This is a genomic window from Candidatus Dactylopiibacterium carminicum, assembly GCF_014736495.1.
Classification (GTDB): Bacteria; Pseudomonadota; Gammaproteobacteria; order Burkholderiales; family Rhodocyclaceae; genus Uliginosibacterium; species Uliginosibacterium carminicum.
The window spans coordinates 16125-33819 of sequence record NZ_MDUX01000020.1 but is presented as its reverse complement, the minus strand read 5'-3'; the positions used below and the strand labels follow the sequence as shown (position 1 = coordinate 33819).

Here is a 17695-nt window from a genome sequence, read left to right as displayed (position 1 = left end):
GGGTCAGATCTGCATCAACCGCAAGGTGATGCGGTAGAAATCGGTGTCGGCCTGCGCCGGAAAGCCCAGCACGGGTTCGGCATCGACGGCCGCCTCCTGGTGGCGAAAGGCCACGGTGAACACGCGCGCGTCGCGCAAGGTCAGTTCGAAGCGGCCACTGCTGGCCGCGAGCGGCGCAGCGGCCCAGCCGTGCAGTTGGTTCACCGCCGCGCGCGTCACCCACGCCATGTCGGAAGGCCCGACCAGCGTGATCGGGCGGCCCGCCTGCCGTGTGGCCGACTGCACCAGCAGCGCGCCGGTGAGCAGGTAGGACACGGAGGCGACGGCGGGCGACCACGCGTGTTCGTCCGCCCACAGCAAATCATCCGGCAATGGCAGAGCCACCCCGGTAGCGAGGTTCTTCAGTTGCATCGGAATCGAACTCAGGTAGTGCGGGCGCGTGCGGCGTCCAGCAGTTGCAGCAGGCGCGCTTCGTCGCGGCTATCGACGGTGGCGGTGACCTGCTGGCCGCCCGCAGCCAGTTCGACGCGCACGGTGCGCGTGGGCGCGCTGGCCTCGTTCAAGGTAGGACGCGGCACGTTCGCGCCGATGGGTTGCACCAAGCCGCCGCTGGCGAAGCCCTGCACGCTGGCGAGCGTGCGGCCTGCCAGTGCCTGCGCGGGCGCGGACAGGTTGTTGATGGCCTCGAAGAAGCCCGCGCCCAGCCGCGCGACGGCGCTGCGGTTGACCACGAACTCGCCCGGCGTGAGCATCGCGGGCACGGTGTCGGACTTGGCCAGACCGCCGCGCGCGAGGAACTGGCCGTCCAGGCTTTCCATGTAGTCGATCAGCTCGCGCTCGAGGTCTTTGCCCCAGATCAATGGCTGGGCCATCGCCTGCCGCCACGTCTGCTTGATGCGCTGGAGGTTCTGGTTCTCGTTGCCGGTGAGCGTCTTGCGGTCGATGAACTCATCCAGCGTGCGCCGATCCGCCTGCGCCTGCTGGCCGTAGTTGCGCATCGTGTCGGACTTCATGTTCAGACTGACCGCCGCGCCGTACTTGAACTGCAGCCAGCTGGTGTACTCGTTCATCCCCTGCAGGCCGAGGTCGATCATCTTCAGCGCCTCGACCGCCTCTCGGTTGCGCTTGGGCGGATTGCCGCCGCCGACCTGTCCACCTCGCGCGAAGTGCGCCACACCCCGAGCGAGGTTCGCCAGCCGCGCCGCGCCATACTTGCGCACCGCCGCCTTGCGAATCACGAAGGCGCCGGCGTCCAGCGTGCGCGGCACGGTGTCGTGGTGGCCGGAACCGGGTACGGTGCCGCCGCCCATCCGGGGAAAGGCCGGGGCCACCGCACCGCCATCGGCAAAGTGCCGCACGCCGCCGCTCGCACTGCCGACCAGTCCCCCGGTGGCACATTGGTTTCCACCTTGGTGACGTAGATGGTGTGCGTGCTGGTGGTGTGCATGCCGTTGAGGCTCATCACCTCGGCGCGTGCGGCATCAGCGTTGTGCTGGATGGCGTGGTGCGACTCGGTCTGGATGCGATCCAGCGTTTTGATCATCCCGTCCACGTTGGTGATCGCGGCCTGCGCTTTTTCGGTCGGTGGCCACCTTCAGCTCGAACTGCGCGTTCTGGTCGGCGTAGGCCTTGAGCTTGTCCAGTGCTTCCTTCGCCTTGGACACATCGGCATCGACCGGCAGCGTCTTGCCTTCCTTGAGCAGCGCCTCGTATTCCTTGAGCTGCTTCTCCGCTTCCTGCAAGTCGGCCTGGATCTGCAGCAGGTACTCCTTCTCGGCCAGCGCCTTGCCAGATCGGCGAGTGCCTTGTCGAAGCGCGTGGTGTCGGCATCGAGCGTGAGCTTCAGGCCATCCTTGAGCTTGGCCGTGATGTCGTCGATCTGGCGCGTGGTCTCGGTGAGCGTGCGCTGAATCTCATCGCGCGCGGTGATCGCCGAGCGTGCCGCCGTCTGGTGCGCCTTGGCTTCGGCATCCAGCGTCTGGTTGAGGATTTCTTCGGACTGCCGGATGCGGTCGATGGCGTCACGCACGCCTTGTTTGCCCTGCGCGGCCTGCGTGTCGGCGTCCCGGGCCTTTTGCGCCAACTCAGCGCGCAGCTGATCGGCCTGCCGCATTAGATCAGTGGCCTGCTGGTATTCCTGCCTGCGGTAGGCCTCGCGCGACTGCGCTTCGAGCTGCGTGACCTGTGACACCGCCTGTTCGGACTGCTTGCGCGCTTCCTCGCCGCGCTTGGCCTCGTTGGTCTGGCTGGTGGCCACCTGCGCGGCCATGTCCATCGCCTTCTGTGCGAGCTGGCGGGCCAGCTCCAACTCGCCGTTGGCCAGCGCCCGGCGCGCCTGCTCCTGCATCTCGGCGATCTGGCGCTTGCGATCCTCGGTGGCCTCGTACTCCGTCATACCCTGACGGCGGATGTCGCGGATGCGATCCTCCGTGGACATCGACAACTGGCGCTTGGCTTCCTCGATGCGCTGCACTTCGGCCAGATGTCGGTTGGCCTCGGCGTTGAGGGCGTCGATGTGCTGGCGGTATTCGGCGAGCGCCTGCGTGAGCGTCTGGCGCTTGATGGCGAGAATGTCGTTCTCGACCCGCTGCACGTTGGCGCGGCGCTCTTCCTCGGTCTGGCCCTGGCGGGCGGCGGCGTCCTTGCGCGCCTGCGTTTCCTGGTCGATCAGGCCCAGTGTCTCGGTGGTGGCCTGACGGCGCAGCGTCGTCTGCTGCGTCAGCGCCTCGGTGAGCAGTTGCGTGGACTTGGTGATCTTGGCGGTTTCGGACTGCTGGGTGCGCTCCAGTTCCGCCTTCTCCTGGTCGTAGCGCGCCTTCACCGCCGTGATCTGCGCTTGCAGATTGGCCTCGACAATGGCGGTGAAGCCCTTGTAGGCCTCGGCCATCTTGGCGGTGGCGTCGTTGACCACGCCTTGGGCCTTGCCGACGGCCTGTTCGACCTCGCCCAGCCGGGATTTGAGTTTCTCCAGCGCGGCGTGGACGGCCTCGATGCCGCGCCCGACCGCTTCCTGCGTGCCCTGGCGCACGGCTTCGAGCCGCTTGGAAATCTCCTCGGCGGCGGTCGCGGCGGTGTCCATCGCGCCCTTGGCGGCGTTCGCACCTTCCGTGGCGTCGGCGTACATCTCGGCGAAGATGCGGTTCATCTCCGTGAGGCGCTCGTTGTGCCGCTGGGTGGCCTCGGCAATGGTGTCGGAGGTGAAGATGGCGGCGAACACCTCCCACCGATAACGCAAGTGCTCGATACCCGTCATCAGCACCTGCACCATGAAGATGCCCGCCTTGCGGACGATCTCGAATTTCTCCGACAGCCACGTCCCGATCTCCCAGCCGATGATGGCCGCGCCCAGCACGCCGAAGGCCACGCGCAGCTTGCCGACCGTGGCGATGGCATTCGACAGGGACAGATTGGCCGTGGCCCACGCCGCCGCCGTGGTGCTGGCCGCCGTCACCGCCGCCGCGCCCGCCGTCTGCCACGCGATGATCAGCGCCGGGATCAGGCGGTAGACCAGCACCGCAAGGCCGACCTCGGCGATACGCTGGAGCCACTTCATCACCGTGTCCAGGTTCTCCGACAGCCACGTCAGGGCCTCGGCGAGCTTCTTGGTGAAGCCAGTCGATTCGTCGAGTTTGCTGATCCACTGGCCGAAGGCGTTCGACAGGCGGGTGAAGGCCTGACCGACGGTCATCGGCAGTTGCGCGTACTCGGCGGCCAGCTTGTCCTTCTGGCTCATCAGGGCATTGACCACCACATCGGCGGTGAGGCGTCCTTCCTCGGCGAGCTTGCGCAGCCGCCCGATGGGAACGTTCAGGCCGTCGGCGAGTGCCTTGGCCAGACGCGGGCTGTTTTCGACGACGGAGTTGAATTCCTCGCCGCGCAGCACGCCTGACGACAAGGCCTGTCCGAACTGCAGCAGCGCCGATTGCGCCTCGGTGGCCGATGCGCCGGAGATGCGCAACGCCTGCGAGATGCTCTCGGTGATGGTGAGCGCATCCTCCTGCTCGCCGCCCAGCATCCGCACCGCCTGCTGGAGCTTGCCGTAGAGCGTGGCGGTTTCCTGAATCGGCACGCCGATGCGCTGGGCGATGGCGAACAGCTCCTTCTGCGCCACCGCGTACTCGCGGCTGCCTGCGGTGGCGAGCTTCAGGCGCGCGGACATCATGTTCCAGGCGTCGGCGATCTGGACGATCTCCTGCACCTTGCCGCTGGCCCAGTTGATGGTCAGGAAGGCTAGCAACTGCGTCTTGGCCTTGGCGACCTGATCGCCAAAGGCGTTCATCCCGGCCTTGACCTCGGCCACCCCGGCGGCGGCCTTGTCGCCTGCGGTTTTGGCGCTGGAGCCGAAGCCGCCGAGACTGCGCTCGGCAGAGGTGATGGCGCGCTTGAGCCCCTCGTCGAGCGCGACGAGGATGGAAATGCGGTTCGCCATCTTCAGTCCACCAACCGCAACTGCTTCTCGATGGTCGCGGACAGGCGCGGGATGCGTGCAGCGACGATGCGTTCCACGTTCAGGCGCTTCTTGAGTTGCACGCGCGGCACCAGCACGGCAATCGGCACGTTCGCGCCGCGCTTCAGTTTCTTGATGCCTTCGGCCTTGCGATAGCGGCGCTTGAAGCCCGACAGTGGCCGGTCGTGTTCCTTGATGTTTTCGGCCATCAGCACGATGTTCCCCTTGGCGTTCTTGATGAAATACGCGTTGCCGCCGCGCATCAACTCGGCGATCTGCGCCTTGAAGCGTTTGCGGCCCACGCGCCCGTGCAGCGGGATCAGCATCCGGCCACCGATCACGCCACCACGCTCGTGGATGCCCGACTACGGGATGCGCGAGCCGACGTAGAGCGCGGGCAGGCGGTTCTTGTCCTTGTCCAGCACCTTGGCGGTGAAGCCCTTGACGAAGGACTTCTTGACTACCGTCATCTGGCCCGCGACGTGGCTGCGCACGTCCTGCTTCAGATCGGCGGCCTCGCTGGCGATGCCGCGCGCGACCGCCTTCTTGACCTTGTCGCGGAACTCGCTGCCCCAGCGGCGCAACTGCGCCTGCGCGGCCTTGCTATCGATGCGAACGGAGATGCGCATGGTCGGTTGCCTGATCGGTGAGCCTGTCGAGGGTCTGGTCGATGTGGCGGGCGTCGCCGCGAGTGCCGATGGCGATCAGCGAGAGTAGCCGTGCGTCACGGGCGGCGTCCTCGCGCACGGTGGCGGCGGAAAAGCCACGCACCTGCGCCAAGGTGTAGTCGAGGATGTCCGGCAGCCGGTGGCCGTGGGCGATCAGGTGCTGGACGGTGTCGAACCAGCCGTGGCCGTCGCCGCCACCGTGCTCGCCTGCGCGAACAGGCCGTCCAGCTTGGGCATCACCGTCCGGGTAAAAAAATCGGCGTTGACCTCGATCACCTTGGCTGCCAGCAGAATTGCTTCGTCAGCCGCCAGGTCATCCACCCACGCGCGTGGCTTGCCGACGGCAATCGATACCGCCGTCAGCAGGTCGTCGCCCTGCTGCCCGAACAGCGCCAGCCAGTCGATGCCATCGCCGCCGATCTGCTGCATCACCGGGGTGATGGCGCGCAGGAAGGCGGGCATCTGACCGACCTTCAGCGGCTTCACGCTGACGGCTTCACCGGCCAGCGTGATCTCGAAGGCTTGCGGAACGAGCTTGTCCAGATCGCTCATGGCGGCCTCCATCATAGTTGCACGATGCGGCCGAACTGGCCGAGCAGCGCGTCATAGGGTTTGGTGGTGTCGGCCAGGAGCGAGCCTTCCAGCTCGAACTTGTTGTACTCGTCCGAGATGAAGGAAATTTCCTTCAAGGGATCGAAGGCCACGCGGTACAGCTCGACCAGCACCTTGGCATTGCCCTGCGCGGTGTTGATGCCTTCCAGACGCAGATACCGCTCGGGCACCGACTGAGTGAAGATGCCGATCTCGGTGGCCGCGCCGTAGGTGTAGGCCGCCTTGAACGGCGCGGTGAAGCCGGTGGTATCCAGAAACTGGAGGGCACCGAAATCCGTGTCCACGGTGTAGTTGGTGCCTGCGACAAGCGTCGCGGGCGTGCCCGCCGAATCGGTGACCACGACCGCCGACACCTTCGGGTGGGCGAGGAAGTAGCGGTCGCCGACCACGGGCGTCGCGCCGCCGATGGGTTCCGCCGTCACCGTGCCGGTGCTGCCGGTGACGTGGTTGCCGTACAGCGCCAAGGCGAGGTTTTCCTTGGTGAATTCCTCGATGGTGAGGTTCACCGTGGCTGACTTCTGTTTGACCATGCGGTGGTCGAGCGAACGCTGGCCGGTCTGGCTCTCGTAGTGCTCCAGCACATCTGTCTTGAGCGAGAGCTTCAACTCGGCGACGTTGCCGGGCGAGCGCACTTCGATGGGTAGGCCGGATTCGTCGCGCTTGCCGAGGAAGACGCGCCCCTGAAAACTGGCGTACGTGCTCATGATTTGGATTCCTTGCGTTGAATGGGTTTGGCGTCGGCGGGCTTGCCGTCGGCATCGGGTTGCGGCGGGACATCCGGCTGCCGGTCGGCGCGCGCGATGCCGTTGGCGATGAGCCAGTCGGCGGTGCTCGCATCGACGATCAGCCGTTCGCCCGCCTTGAAGGGCTTGCCCGCATGGGTGTGCGGACACAGCAAGACGAGTGAGGTCATGGGTGTCATCCAGTGGTTGAGAGATCGCTGGCCAGCGTTCGGTAGGTGATCGCGTAGCGCGCAGGAATGGCGGCGGCCACCGCGTCCGCGTCCTCGACGTCCCACTCGCATTCCTGTTCGCGGATGCCGAGCGCCAGCCCGCCCAAATTCCGGTCGGCCAGCAGCGCGGCGTGAGCGGCGGTGAGCAGCCGGTCGGCTTCGGTTTCGGGGATTGCCGGAGGCACGGCGCGGGCGAGCGCGACGATGCGAACGGTCAGCACGCGCGTGACGCGGTCGTTGGCGCGTTCGGTGATGGATTCGGATTCGGGGAACACCACCAGCGCCGGGCATCGATCCCGGCTGATGGCCACCGTGGGCGAACGGTGCAAGGTGGCCCCGAGCGTTTCCACCGGCGCGCGGACGGCGTCGAGCACCGCGAGCAGAATCCGCTCGCGGATCGAGTTGCCGGACACGGTCAGAGCCGGGTGAGCTTGGCGCGCATCTCCGAGCCGTCGCCCACGGCCCGGATGTCTCGCACCTGATAGATCACACCGCCGATTTCGACCGTGTCGCGCACAGCCAGCCCCGCGAACACCGACGCCAGATACGACATCTGGTAGTCGGTGGCCGAGACCAGCCCATCGAACACGGTGTCGTCCGGCGCGGCAAACCCGACTGCGTGCGTCTGCAACGGCGAGCTATCGGCGGGCTGCCAATGGCAATCGCGCAGCAGGCCCGCGTTCGCGGCGGCGGCATAGACCTGTTCGACGAGGCCCATCACGACACCGTGAGCTTCACCAGCACGCCGGGGCGGTGGCACATCGGCAGCGGATTGGACTGCGTGTGCAGATCGGTGCCACGGTCGAACTTGCGCGGCTCCTGCTTGGCGTACAGCGGCTGGCCCACCGTGTTGACGGTCTCGTTGAAGTCCGCCGGTGCGAAGTAGGTGCCGAAGGTATCGACGGTGCCCAGCGGGAACGCGTGCGCCTCGCCTGCGGCAATGAAGCGGCGCGCGTTGCCGCTGGCATCGGTGGCCTGTCCCCGGTATTCCTCGAAGGTGATGCCGCCGTAGGTGAAGCCGCGACGGATGTCGTTGATGAGGATCGCGCCGTTCTGCCAGTTCTCGAACGCCTTCTCGACCTTCGCGTGGCCGGTGAGCGCGGCAAAGAACTCCGGCGAGCACAGGCAGTGGACGCCGTTCATGAACTCGCCCTTGAGGTTGTCCTCGATGGTGGAAAGCACCGTGCCGCACTTGGCCTTGACGTTGGTGCCCGCCGTGCCCAACTCGAAGGACACCGACTGCGGCGTGATCTCGAAGGCATCGAACAGATCGACCAGCTCGGAGCCGTCGGCGTCGAGGATCACGCCCTTGAGCGCGCCCATGCGCAGGTGTTCCAGCGTGATGGCGTTCTTGTTGCGCATCGTCTCCAGATGGCGCGCGATGACGCCCGCGACCGTCTCGGTTTCGGTTTCCGAACCGAAGGCGCGGATGCCTTGCACTTCTTCGGGCAGCACCACGTCGTCGTGCGGGATGTGCGGCACGACGAACGAGCGCAGGTTGCGCTTGCCGCGCTTGCCCACCGTGCCGGGCGAACCCGGCGGCAGCGTCGGCAGCAGGTTGAGCACGCCGTTCATTTCCTCGACGACGATCTGGCGCTGGCGTACCGGCTTGGCGGGCATCAGGTTCAGTTCTTCCAGACGCCCGTAGCGGTTGGGCAGGATGTTGATGGCGGCGGTCAGTGCCGTCATCGAGAACGCGGGATTGCTGAAGGGGTTGTTCATGGTCAGGCTCCTTGACGGACGAGCACGCCCAGCGCCTTCAGTTGCGCGACGGCGGCGAGTTTTTCGGCGTTGGTGATGGCGTCGGGCCACGCAAGCGCGTGGTCGGCGACGATGGAATGGCGCGCGACGACGAGGCCGTCATCGCGGTCGGCGAGCGAGGCGTCGCAGGCTTGCAGCAGCACGGCGGCGGCGACCTGCGTGCCGTCCTCGGCGGACGGGTCGATCTGCTTGAACTTGCCGCTGGCGGTGACGATGCCGAGCACCGTGCCCAGCGGCAGGTTCTGGCCGGAAGCGACGGTGACGCGGTCGCGCGAGTAGAGGTTGGGCGCTTCGTACTTGAGCAGATCGCCCAGATTCAGCGGTTCGGTGAGTACGGACATTTCTTCAGATCTCCTTCTTGGTGGACTGCGCCGCAATCTGCTTGGCCGCGTCGATCAGCGGATTGCTGGCCGGAGGGCGCGCGGCATCGGGCGCGATGCGGCTGGTGATTTCCGGACTGGCTTCGGCCTGCGCCGCGAGAAGTCGGCTGCGCACCGTGGCGGGCGCGGTGTTGGTTTCGAGGAAACCCGCGATCAGGTCGGCGCGACCGGCGAGCGTGCAGGTCTGCGCGATCTCGATGGCGTCGGCCACGTTCAACGTGGCGGCGGCGGGCGGTTGAGCAGGACTGCCAGCAAGATCAGCAAGAGGCCGATCAACAGCAGCGGGGTTGGATCGTTCATTCATGGAAGACTCCATCGGGTGGTTGCGAAGAAAGCCCGCTTGGCCAGCCGAAGCCGCCCGAGTCGGGAGTGGGGAAAGCGAGGCGTTGAGCTGCGCGAGCGCGTCGTCGAAGCCGCCGACGGCATCGGCCAGACCTGAAGCAACGGCGGTATCGCCGAAGAACAAACCCGCTTCGGTGGCGCGCACGGCATCGGCATCGAGGCGGCGATGGCGCGCGACCGTCTCGACGAACAGGCCGTAGATGCGATCCACCTCGGCCTTGAGGACGGCGTGCGCCGCGTCGGAAATCGGCTCGTGCGGGTTGAGGTCGTTCTTGCGTTCACCCGCGAACACGGCGGTGTAGTGAAGACCGTCCTTCGCGTCCTTCACCGATTGATCGACGTGCATGGCGATGACGCCAATCGAGCCGACGCCGCCGGTGCGCGCGACGAACACGCGGCTGGCGGCGGAAGCGAGCGCGTAGGCCGCCGAGAACGCCATGTCGTTGGCCACGGCCCAGACGGCCTTGACCTGCGCCGCCGCGCGGATGCGGTCGGCCAGATCGAACACGCCGCCGGATTCGCCACCGGGCGAATCGACATCCAGCAGGATGGCGGCGACATCGGGGCTGGCCAGCGCCGCGTCGAGCTGCGCGGCGATGCCGGTGTAGCTGGCGAGACCCGATGCGGCTTCGAGGCCGGACATGCGGCGCACCAGCGTGCCGTGGATCGGGATGACGGCGACCTTGCCGGTCGCGGGCGTCGGCTGGCGCATGGGCGGCGCGTAGTCGCCGGTCGCAGCCAGCTCCGGCAGGCCGACGCGCGCGCCGAGCACGGAGAGGATGACGTCGAGTTTCGGGCGATGGATCGCCAGCGGCACGCCAAAGAGGCGCGCCGCCAGATGTGGCAGCACGTTCATGGGAATCCTTCGGGGAAAGAAGTCAGGCGGTCAGTCGGACGAACTGCCGCCGGTGGCGTCGGGTGCGACGGCGTTGCGATTGGGTTCCGCGCTGCCGCCGTCCTTCGAGGTGTAGCGAGGGTCGGAATCGAAGATCAGGCCGAGGTCGTCGGCGCGCTTGTTGTCGGCGGCGATCTCGCGGTCGATGTCCTCGGCGTCGTAGCCGTTGGCCGAGATGGCTTCCGAACGGCTCGTCAGACCGGCGCGGATCGCCAGCAGCATCGCCTTGTATTCCTTCTCCGGATCGACCCACTGCCAGCCTTGCGGAATCCACTTCACCGCGAGGTACTGGCGGCGTCGCGCCGGGCCGCCACGCGCGAAACCGGGCGCATCGAGCACGCCCGCGAGCACGGCCTGCTTCATCCACGCAGCCCACACCGGACGGCACATCTGATGCACCAGCACCGAGTGCTGCACCATCTCGCAGCGACGGCGGAACTCCAGCATCCCCGCGCGGATAGACGAGTAGTTCACGCCGGTCAGGTCGCCGCTCAGTTGTTCGTAGGTGATGCCGACGGCGGCGGCGACCGCGCGGAACTGCGTGCGCAGGAATTCGGAATACGAACTGCCCACGTCGGCGGGATCGGAGAACTTGATGTCCTCGCCCGGCTCCAGCATCTGCAAGGTGCCCGGTTCCAGTCCGGCCAGCGCGATGCCATTGCCGTCCGCCGCACCTTCGCCCATCAGGCTGTCTTCCGGGTTCTGGCGCGTGACGAAGCCCGCGAACATCGCGGCGGTCTTCTTGCGCACCAGCTCGGCGTCGTCGTACTGGTCGAGTTCGTTCAACTTGACCAGCGCGCGCGACAGCCACGGCTCACCGCGAATCTGGCCGGGCCGCAGCACGCGGTAGAGGTGGATGATTTCGCGCGCGTCGAGGCGCACCGTTTCCATGCCGCCCTGACCGGACATCGGCGCAAGCCGTCCATCGTCGGGATGCGAGCGATACAGGTGGTAGGCGACGCGGCGACCGAGGTTGTCGAACTCGATGCCGGAGCGCACCACGTTGCCCGACGGCAGGTCGGTGTTGAGATGGATCGGCAGGTGCTCCGGCTCCAGCAACTGGAGTTGCAGGGGCACGGCCAGTCCATCCTCCGGGCGGCGCGGGCGCAACCGGATCAGGCATTCGCCGCCTTCGAGCATCGCGCGGCAGGCCAAGGCTTGCAGGCCGTAGAAATCGGTCTGGCCTGCGGCGTCGGCTTCTTCCGTCCAGTCGCGCCACAGCGCCTGCACGTCGGCCTTGAAGCCTTCGTCGTCCGACAGGCTCTGCGGCTTGATGCCGGTGCCGACCGCGTTGGCGACGTAGGCTTCCAGTGCCGCCTGCGCCCACGCATTGCGGCGCACGAGGTCGCGGCTCTTGATGCGCAGTTCGTTGCTGGTGACCAGCATCGCGGCGACCGCGCCCGGATTGCCCGGCATCCATGCCAGCGAGCGACGACCACGGCCTGCGGCTTCATGCACCGGCGAGGCACCGAACAAGCGGCGCACGGTGTGGGAAAACCACGCCATCTCAGAATCCCTTGCTGGTCGTAACGCGGATCTGGCGCGGCGCACCGGGCCACAGCCCACTGGCCACGGCCTGTTCGGAGATGCCGCGCTTGACCTCGCGGATCGCGGCCTTCAGTTCATCGACCGAGCGGTATTCGACGGTCTTGTCGGCGAACGTCACGCGCTTCTCGCCCTTGGCGAGTGCGGCTTCGAGCGCGTCGAGTTGGGTTTGTGTGTAGGCCATCAGCGGTACACCACGAGGTTGATTTCGGAGGAATCGGCGAAGCTGGTCGCGGCGGTGGCGCAGCTGACATCGACGCGCTGCGCGGTCTTGGTGTCGCCGCTGGCGCGCACGACCGCGATGCGTTGCTGACCCGTGTCCACGCTGCTGCGCGCCAGCGCCGTCCAGCAGTAGTTCGCGTCGGGCATCGGCGTGGCGAAGGTCACGCGGTAGCGGCCCGTGGCGGTGCGCGTGACGCTGGCCAGGTTGTGCTGTGCGCGCACCGTGATCTGGTTGTTGGCGTAGCCGAAGCACACCCACGCGCGTGCCACGCCGGGATGCGTGGCGTCGATCTTGGTGGCAACCACGCCGCCGATCCGGGCGACCAGATCGGCGATGCGTTGAACCAGCGTCATCAGGCCAGCGCCGCGTCGAAGATCGCCACGAAGTCGGTGTCGGCGTCACCGACGGCGGCGGCGGATGCCGCGCCGATGTTGCTGCGCGCCTGTGCCTGCGCCTCGACGGTCAGCGTCTGCGCGGCGTCGAAGCGCACGCGGTTGTTGACCGCCGCCAGCAGCGCATCGAGGCCCGTGGTGCCGGAGGTCAGGAGGTGCTGTGGCTGTGGGCCACGATCGACGGTGTCGGCTCGGCGCGCGAGATCGACCGGCTGTGCGAGCGCGATGACGTGTACCGCTGGATCTGCGGCGGCGTGGGCGTGAACTACCACTCGCTGGCGGACTTTCGTACCGCGCAGGAGGCCTGGCTGGACGCGCAGCTCACATGCTCGATCACGTCCCTGCTCGAGCGCCGGCTGGTCACGCTCAACGTCGTGGCCCAGGACGGGCTGCGCGTGCGTGCGCACGCCAAGGCCTCGAGCTTTCGCCGCCGCGACAAGCTGGCCGAACTGCATGCCCAGGCCAAGGCCCAGGTCCAGGCGCTCAAGCGCGAACTGACCGAGGACGCCGGCGCCAGCGCGCGGCGCAAGCCGCCACCCGAGCCCAAGGTGCCCAAGCGCTCCAAACGGCGTGGCCGCGGCGATGATCCGCCCACTGGCCCTGGTGCCGCAGCAGCCAAGCCCGAGCCCGAGCCGCGCGTGAGCACCACCGACCCTGAGGCACGCGTGATGAAGATAGCCGATGGAGGCTTTCGCCCGGCCTTCAACGCCCAGCTGGCCGTTGACGTGCAGACCCAGCTCATCGCCGCCGTGGCCATCACCAACAGCGGCAGCGACATGGGCCAGATGGCGCCGATGCACCAAGACCTGCAGCACCGCTACGCCACCATGCCCGAGCACTGGCTGGCCGACGGCGGCTTCACCAAGCTTGAGGCCATCGACGAGGTGAGCGAGCGTGGCACTCAGCCGGTGCTGCCGCCACCGCGCAGCCGCAACCCGGACATTGACCGGCTGGCCCCCAAGGACAGCGACACCCCTGCGCAGGCGCACTGGCGCGCCTTCATGGCCAGCGAGTTCGCCAAAGACCTGTACGTCTGGCGTGGCGCCAGCGTGGAGTGCGCCAACGCGCAGCTTAGACGGCGCGGACTGCACCGGTTCAACGTCTGTGGCATGGTCAAGGCGCGCGCGGTGCTGTTGTGGCATGCCTTGGCACACAACCTGATGCGCATGCGCAGCCTCGGTATCGCGCCAGCCGGTTGAGTCGGGGCCTGCGCGGCCCCTGGGGCACGCTGAAAGCGCCCCAGCAGCGCCCTCGCGCAACTGTGCGGCCGCCATCGGTGCGGCCACCACGAACTGGCCCACAGGCCGGCACGGACCAGCAACACCACGCCGGCGCCTCTCGGCTCTCACAAAAAGTGGTTCGTTCACGGCTTGTCAGTTCGTTGATCGCGGCCACCAGACTGGATTTGTCGGTGGTGGACAGGCTGGCGAGGTTGCCCGCCTTGTTGCGCACGTCGTTGAACTCTTGCGCGACGCGGATGACCAGGCTTTCGATGCGGGTTGCGAGACTCATGACTTCTCCTTCGGGTCAGGACAACCAGCGGCTCTTGATGACGCGCCGCCGGTTCGGGGTTGCAGAAACAGAAAGGCCACCGCTGCGGGTGGCCTCTTCGAGATCGATCGGTTGTGGTGGCGGTGGCTCGTCCGGTGGACGTTCCATGCCGAGTTGCCGCTCCAGTTCGCGCCAGTGGCGCTCCTCGAAGCGATCCAGCCCTGCCGCCGTCGCAGCGGCGCGGGCATAGACGTAGCAGTCGAGCGCCTCGTTGCGCTCGCGCATCTTTTGCCACTCGCGCACGGGGAAGCCGTTGCGGTCGCGGCGGGTGATCAGTTGCTCGGCGCAGAGTTGCTGGATGAACTCCGCGTCGATCTTCGGCAGGTGGACGAAGCCCGCGGGGAACGTCGTCGTGACGCCATCCTCGCCGACGTTGGCCGCCTTGCGCAGGTTGTTGTAGAACTCCAGCTTGGCGATGCCGACCGCGACCGTGAACACCTTGATGCCCCGGCGCAACCGCTTGCCGTCGCGCGAGACATCGACCGCCGTCGGCGTGCCGATCAGCGCCGCGCCACGCGCAGCGCCCTTGACCGCCATCACCCGCGCATCGCGGGCAGCGCGCACGAAGGCGTAGGCTTCCTGCGTGGCGAAGCCGGTGTCGAGCGCGAAACGCGCCAGCGGCATGGCCGCGCCGGTGGCGTGCGTCCAGTGCTCGTCGAGCATTTCGGCCAGCCGTTTCCACACCTGCTCGCGGGCGGTGTCGCCCATCAGCACACGGTGCTCGACCAGCCACGCTTCCTTGCCGCGACCGAAGGCCCAGACGGATGCTTCGATGCGATCCTTCTGCACGTCCGCGCCGCCGACCAGCAGCAGGCCGTCCATCGGCACGCTGCCGATGCGGTATTCCTCGCGGCGCTCGACCAGCCGCTGCCAGTCGGGCGTTTCGCCTTCCTCGACCCACGTCTCGCCCAGTTCGGTGTTCTTGAAGGTCTTGATGGCGGCGGCGGAACCAGATTCCTTGCTGACGGCGGCTTCCCACGCAGCGGCGATGTCGCGCCACGCACGCCAGCCCACCGGCGAATACAGGCTCGACAGGTGAAAGCCCGCCGTCCTCTGAATTTCATTGCCCGTGCCTTCTGCCATCGCACGCCACTCGCCATGTTCGAGCATCCACGTCTTGTGATGCTCGGCAATCGCGGTGTCGCACGACTCGCAGATGTAGGCTGCCGTCTCCGGCGCACCCTTGTCCCAGCGCAGCAGCTCGAAGCGCAACCACTGCCGATGCGAGCAATGCGGGCACGGCACGAAGTAGCGACGCTGGTCGCTGGCCTCGTATTCGCGCTCGATGGCCGACGCACCGGAGATCGTCGGCGTGGAGACGATGAAAATCTTCCGGCGCGCAAAGGTGCGCGTGCGCGCCTCCGCCAGCGAGATCGCGTCGCCTTCGCCCTCGACGTCCAGCGGGTAGCCGTCCACCTCGTCGAGGAACAGGTAGCGCACCGGCATCGAGCGCAGGCCGACCGCGCTGTTCGCGCCGGTCATCACCAGCACGCCGCCGCGAAACTCCTTCGCCAGAATCGTGTTGCCCGAATCCCGCGAGCGCGCCGGAGCGATCAGTTCGGCCAGCGCCGCCGATTCCTCGATCAGCGGGTCGATGCGCTGCTTGCTGTTGCGCTTGGCCATCTCCACCGTCGGCCATACGGCCATCATCGGGCCGGGCGCGTGGTGGATGACGTAGCCGATCCAGTTCGACCCCATCTCGGTCGCGCCGAGCTGCGCGGCCTTCATGAACACCACGCGCTCGACCGGCGAGGTCGGCGACAGGCAATCCATGATGGCCTTCAGGTACGGCGTGCGGCTGGTGCGCCAGCGGCCCGGTTCGGCGGACGCCTTGCTGGAAAGCATCCGGTGCCGATCCGACCATTCGGAGACGGTGAGCAGCGGGTCTGGCGTCAGGCCTTCGCGCCACGCGCGTTCGATTTCGGCAGCGCCTTCGTAGTCGATGTCCATCAATCCACTCGCGGACGCAGATCGCCCAGTTCCTGCAAGTGTTCGCGCACGGCGGCCTCCAGCGCGACGTGCATCGTGTGCGGGTCGATGGCGAGCTTGGCCGCCATCTGCGCCGACACGCGCGCAGGCCAGTTGATCCACGCATCGCGCTCGGCACGCGCCAGCTTGAAAACGTGGGCGATGGCCTGATTGCGGTCGACCAGCTCGCCCTTGAGCCGCGCCAGCCGCACCTTGTTCGTTTGCGCCTTGACCACCTCGTTGACGGTGCGCGCCTGAAGCAGCGACGCGCCGCCCGTGGGCAGATTGGCCTGACCTTCGCCCGCAGGGGCAACCGGCGCAGCCGTGGCGGTTTCCGGCGGCACGGCGGCCTTGACCGCGCGCATGCGCGTGCCGGTGCGCGGGGCTTCGGTATTGCGCGCCCACTCCGCGTCGGCGCGCTCCGGGTCAAGGGTTCCGTCGGCCTCCGGCGTGACGCGCCCAGCCGCGATGGCCTTGCGCACCGCCGCGTCGGACACGCCACGGTGACGCGCATACGCGCGAATCGAGATTCCCATCGGCACCTTCAATCATTCGTTCGTCCTTCGTCGAGAAAGAGCTTGGCTTCCATCGGGAACAGCGCGTTCATCACGTCACGCCATCAATCACGTCGAAAGGACATCCGATGAACAAACCCGCCCCCGACACCCTCGCCGTCAAGCTCGCCGAAGCCGCGATGACGGTCTTGGTGCGCGCCTGCCGCAAGGAAGTCGCCACCGCCAGCCATGCCGAACTGGAAGCCGCCTGCGCGTCGATGCGCGCGCGGGCCAGAACCGTCGTCGATCAGTTGCTCGATGCCGTCGCCGATCTTGCCCTTGTGCCGCATCACGCGGATCACCGAATCGGGGATGCGCATGTCCTGCGTCGGCTGGCCTGCGTGCGTCCAGCCGTTGACCTCGCCATCCTTGCCGCGCATCGCGGTGGACGAGCCATCGGCGCGCAGGTGGGTTTCCTGCCCGGCGAACTTGCAGGGAACGATCTTGTTGGGCTTACGGCTGGCGCGGTTGAAATGGAACACGAACTCGAAGCTGGGCGCGAAGCGGCCCTGCCAGTCGCCGGGCATTCCCGGCCCCTGATCCCAGACGTACCAGCCGAAGCGCCGCCAGCCCTTCGTCCACATCCAGTCGAGCCACGCCGTCCAGTACGGGACGAACTCGTTGTCGCGGTGGATCAGGCCGAGGTTGACCAGCACCTGACCGTTGCCGGCCATCGGCAGTTGCGCGAACACGCCGCGCATCAGCGCATCCCAATCGGCGATGCCACCGGTGGTGTAGTCGCGCTGGTTGCCGTAGGGCGGCGACGTGAAGCACAGCGCCGCGTGCTCGCCCGCCATCAGGGTGACGACCACATTGGCGTCGGCGGCGTCGCCGCAGATCAGGCGATGCGCGCCGATGGCCCAGACGTCGCCCGCGCGGGACACCGGCGTGGCCGGAACTTCCGGCACGTCGTCGGCATCGTCTGCCGCTTCGTCGTCCTGCGCGTCGGCGTCGGGTTCTTCGGCTTTCCCGACACCTGCCAGCAGTTCTTGCAGCTCGCCATCCTCGAAGCCGGTGAGCGCCAGCTCGTATCCGGCCTCGGACAGCTCGGCCAGTTCCAACGCCAGCATCTCCTCGTCCCAGCCCGCGTCCAGCGCCAACCGGTTGTCGGCGATGACGTAGGCGCGCTTCTGCGCGGCGGACAGGTGCGCCAGTTCAATCACGGGCACCTCGGCCAAGCCCAGCTTGTGCGCCGCCGCCAGCCGCCCGTGCCCCGCGATGATGCCGTTACCGCCATCGACCAAGATCGGGTTCGTCCAGCCGTACTCGACGATGCTGGCCGCGATCTTGGCGATCTGCGCTTCGGTGTGCGTGCGCGGGTTGCGGGCGTAGGGGATCAGCGTCTCGACCTTGCGGTACTCGACGTTCAGTGGATTCAAGGTTTCGGGTTCCAGAAAACAAGCGA

General features: G+C 67.3%; 20 protein-coding genes and 2 pseudogenes. 1 reads left to right on the top strand and 21 read right to left on the bottom strand.

Going from position 1 to position 17695, the window contains the following annotated elements:
• Positions 1–3: 3 nt before the first annotated feature.
• The 18 genes and pseudogenes from BGI27_RS07925 to BGI27_RS07850 form a co-directional block, all read right to left on the bottom strand.
• Positions 4–411: a hypothetical protein gene (locus BGI27_RS07925; RefSeq protein ID WP_095524343.1), complete on the bottom strand. Its 408-nt coding sequence runs from the start codon at positions 409–411 to the stop codon at positions 4–6.
• Positions 412–422: 11 nt separating this feature from the next.
• Positions 423–1268: a hypothetical protein gene (locus tag BGI27_RS18000; RefSeq protein ID WP_223871682.1), complete on the bottom strand. Its 846-nt coding sequence runs from the start codon at positions 1266–1268 to the stop codon at positions 423–425.
• The gene (locus tag BGI27_RS17995; RefSeq protein ID WP_223871681.1) at positions 1235–1543 is read right to left on the bottom strand and encodes a hypothetical protein; all 309 of its coding nucleotides are present in this window, start codon (positions 1541–1543) and stop codon (positions 1235–1237) included. The genes BGI27_RS18000 and BGI27_RS17995 overlap by 34 nt, the downstream gene beginning before the upstream one ends.
• A 51-nt stretch (positions 1544–1594) precedes the next feature.
• Positions 1595–4429: a tape measure protein gene (locus BGI27_RS07920; protein ID WP_223871680.1), complete on the bottom strand. Its 2835-nt coding sequence runs from the start codon at positions 4427–4429 to the stop codon at positions 1595–1597.
• Between the two features lie 2 nt (positions 4430–4431).
• Positions 4432–5076: pseudogene (locus BGI27_RS07915) on the bottom strand (DUF6441 family protein).
• Positions 5051–5218 (bottom strand): hypothetical protein, encoded by a 168-nt coding sequence (locus BGI27_RS07910; protein ID WP_223871679.1) that lies wholly within the window; start codon positions 5216–5218, stop codon positions 5051–5053. The pseudogene BGI27_RS07915 and the gene BGI27_RS07910 overlap by 26 nt, the downstream one beginning before the upstream one ends.
• 50 nt (positions 5219–5268) lie before the next feature.
• The gene (locus BGI27_RS07905; RefSeq protein WP_095524363.1) at positions 5269–5667 is read right to left on the bottom strand and encodes a hypothetical protein; all 399 of its coding nucleotides are present in this window, start codon (positions 5665–5667) and stop codon (positions 5269–5271) included.
• An 11-nt stretch (positions 5668–5678) separates the two neighbouring features.
• Positions 5679–6431, bottom strand: a complete 753-nt coding sequence (locus BGI27_RS07900; RefSeq protein WP_095524341.1) for a phage tail tube protein — start codon at positions 6429–6431, stop codon at positions 5679–5681.
• Entirely contained in the window at positions 6428–6640 is a 213-nt protein-coding gene (locus tag BGI27_RS07895) for a DUF7210 family protein (protein ID WP_095524340.1), read from the bottom strand. Before BGI27_RS07895 ends, BGI27_RS07900 begins: the two co-directional genes overlap by 4 nt.
• A 5-nt stretch (positions 6641–6645) precedes the next feature.
• A complete protein-coding gene (locus tag BGI27_RS07890) occupies positions 6646–7092 on the bottom strand; it encodes a hypothetical protein (protein WP_095524339.1) in 447 nt (148 codons plus the stop codon).
• A gap of 2 nt (positions 7093–7094) precedes the next feature.
• Positions 7095–7397: a head-tail joining protein gene (locus BGI27_RS07885; protein WP_095524338.1), complete on the bottom strand. Its 303-nt coding sequence runs from the start codon at positions 7395–7397 to the stop codon at positions 7095–7097.
• Positions 7397–8401, bottom strand: coding sequence for a major capsid protein (locus tag BGI27_RS07880; RefSeq protein ID WP_095524337.1), 1005 nt, complete (start codon positions 8399–8401; stop codon positions 7397–7399). Before BGI27_RS07880 ends, BGI27_RS07885 begins: the two co-directional genes overlap by 1 nt.
• Before the next feature lie 2 nt (positions 8402–8403).
• Positions 8404–8781 (bottom strand): head decoration protein, encoded by a 378-nt coding sequence (locus tag BGI27_RS07875; protein WP_095524336.1) that lies wholly within the window; start codon positions 8779–8781, stop codon positions 8404–8406.
• Between the two features lie 4 nt (positions 8782–8785).
• A complete protein-coding gene (locus BGI27_RS07870) occupies positions 8786–10018 on the bottom strand; it encodes a S49 family peptidase (protein ID WP_095524335.1) in 1233 nt (410 codons plus the stop codon).
• 30 nt (positions 10019–10048) lie between these two features.
• Entirely contained in the window at positions 10049–11563 is a 1515-nt protein-coding gene (locus BGI27_RS07865; protein WP_095524334.1) for a phage portal protein, read from the bottom strand.
• 1 nt (position 11564) lies between these two features.
• Positions 11565–11786, bottom strand: a complete 222-nt coding sequence (locus BGI27_RS07860) for a phage head-tail joining protein (protein WP_095524333.1) — start codon at positions 11784–11786, stop codon at positions 11565–11567.
• Positions 11786–12178: a hypothetical protein gene (locus BGI27_RS07855; RefSeq protein ID WP_095524332.1), complete on the bottom strand. Its 393-nt coding sequence runs from the start codon at positions 12176–12178 to the stop codon at positions 11786–11788. Before BGI27_RS07855 ends, BGI27_RS07860 begins: the two co-directional genes overlap by 1 nt.
• Positions 12178–12315 (bottom strand): hypothetical protein, encoded by a 138-nt coding sequence (locus BGI27_RS07850; protein WP_223871678.1) that lies wholly within the window; start codon positions 12313–12315, stop codon positions 12178–12180. The genes BGI27_RS07855 and BGI27_RS07850 overlap by 1 nt, the downstream gene beginning before the upstream one ends.
• Positions 12316–12375: 60 nt before the next feature.
• Here BGI27_RS07850 and BGI27_RS07845 point away from each other — a divergent pair.
• A pseudogene (locus BGI27_RS07845) lies at positions 12376–13416 on the top strand (transposase); the annotation flags it as partial.
• 328 nt (positions 13417–13744) lie between these two features.
• Here the strand turns inward: BGI27_RS07845 and BGI27_RS07840 are convergent.
• The 3 genes from BGI27_RS07840 to BGI27_RS07830 all read right to left on the bottom strand — a co-directional run bounded on the left by BGI27_RS07840 (position 13745) and on the right by BGI27_RS07830 (position 17669).
• The gene (locus tag BGI27_RS07840) at positions 13745–15718 is read right to left on the bottom strand and encodes a phage terminase large subunit family protein (protein WP_095524329.1); all 1974 of its coding nucleotides are present in this window, start codon (positions 15716–15718) and stop codon (positions 13745–13747) included.
• Complete coding sequence (locus BGI27_RS07835; RefSeq protein ID WP_478210098.1) at positions 15718–16284, bottom strand: hypothetical protein; 567 nt, start codon at positions 16282–16284, stop codon at positions 15718–15720. The genes BGI27_RS07840 and BGI27_RS07835 overlap by 1 nt, the downstream gene beginning before the upstream one ends.
• A 71-nt stretch (positions 16285–16355) precedes the next feature.
• Positions 16356–17669: a ParB N-terminal domain-containing protein gene (locus tag BGI27_RS07830; protein ID WP_223871677.1), complete on the bottom strand. Its 1314-nt coding sequence runs from the start codon at positions 17667–17669 to the stop codon at positions 16356–16358.
• Between the last annotated feature and the right edge of the window lie 26 nt (positions 17670–17695).

Bases quoted from the DNA above. Each gene is read 5' to 3' on its own strand.
- BGI27_RS07925 (WP_095524343.1), bottom strand. From the start codon at position 411: ATGCAACTGAAGAACCTCGCTACCGGGGTGGCTCTGCCATTGCCGGAT.
- BGI27_RS17995 (WP_223871681.1), bottom strand. From the start codon at position 1,543: ATGATCAAAACGCTGGATCGCATCCAGACCGAGTCGCACCACGCCATC.
- BGI27_RS07920 (WP_223871680.1), bottom strand. From the start codon at position 4,429: ATGGCGAACCGCATTTCCATCCTCGTCGCGCTCGACGAGGGGCTCAAG.
- BGI27_RS07905 (WP_095524363.1), bottom strand. From the start codon at position 5,667: ATGAGCGATCTGGACAAGCTCGTTCCGCAAGCCTTCGAGATCACGCTG.
- BGI27_RS07900 (WP_095524341.1), bottom strand. From the start codon at position 6,431: ATGAGCACGTACGCCAGTTTTCAGGGGCGCGTCTTCCTCGGCAAGCGC.
- BGI27_RS07895 (WP_095524340.1), bottom strand. From the start codon at position 6,640: ATGACCTCACTCGTCTTGCTGTGTCCGCACACCCATGCGGGCAAGCCC.
- BGI27_RS07885 (WP_095524338.1), bottom strand. From the start codon at position 7,397: ATGGGCCTCGTCGAACAGGTCTATGCCGCCGCCGCGAACGCGGGCCTG.
- BGI27_RS07880 (WP_095524337.1), bottom strand. From the start codon at position 8,401: ATGAACAACCCCTTCAGCAATCCCGCGTTCTCGATGACGGCACTGACC.
- BGI27_RS07875 (WP_095524336.1), bottom strand. From the start codon at position 8,781: ATGTCCGTACTCACCGAACCGCTGAATCTGGGCGATCTGCTCAAGTAC.
- BGI27_RS07870 (WP_095524335.1), bottom strand. From the start codon at position 10,018: ATGAACGTGCTGCCACATCTGGCGGCGCGCCTCTTTGGCGTGCCGCTG.
- BGI27_RS07865 (WP_095524334.1), bottom strand. From the start codon at position 11,563: ATGGCGTGGTTTTCCCACACCGTGCGCCGCTTGTTCGGTGCCTCGCCG.
- BGI27_RS07860 (WP_095524333.1), bottom strand. From the start codon at position 11,786: ATGGCCTACACACAAACCCAACTCGACGCGCTCGAAGCCGCACTCGCC.
- BGI27_RS07855 (WP_095524332.1), bottom strand. From the start codon at position 12,178: ATGACGCTGGTTCAACGCATCGCCGATCTGGTCGCCCGGATCGGCGGC.
- BGI27_RS07840 (WP_095524329.1), bottom strand. From the start codon at position 15,718: ATGGACATCGACTACGAAGGCGCTGCCGAAATCGAACGCGCGTGGCGC.